This is a genomic window from Vogesella urethralis, from assembly GCF_007644045.2.
Classification (GTDB): Bacteria; Pseudomonadota; Gammaproteobacteria; order Burkholderiales; family Chromobacteriaceae; genus Vogesella; species Vogesella urethralis.
Map to the genome: position 1 here is coordinate 1 of NZ_VMDW02000096.1, position 230 is coordinate 230.

Sequence of the window (230 nt, forward strand, 5' to 3'; positions counted from 1 at the left end):
CCTCGCGGCGAGGCGGCGCAGACCGCCAGCGCCGCGAGGCGCCGACTGCAGCGGATGCTGCATAAAGTAGTTGCGTAAGCCGTTATAAATCGCCTCCGCAATCTGCTCCTGGTAATCATCGCTCCCCAGCAGCCGCTCTTCGCCGTTGTTACTGATAAAGCCCGTTTCCACGAGGATCGACGGCAGAATGGCGCCATAGCGTTGCGGCAACGGCACGCCATCAGAAGAAT

1 protein-coding gene is annotated in these 230 nt (G+C 60.9%); it reads right to left on the bottom strand.

Features of this window, described 5'->3' with window-relative positions:
- The coding region (locus FLQ03_RS11375) for an N-acetylmuramoyl-L-alanine amidase (RefSeq protein ID WP_206210953.1) at positions 1–230 on the bottom strand (230 nt) is incomplete at both ends.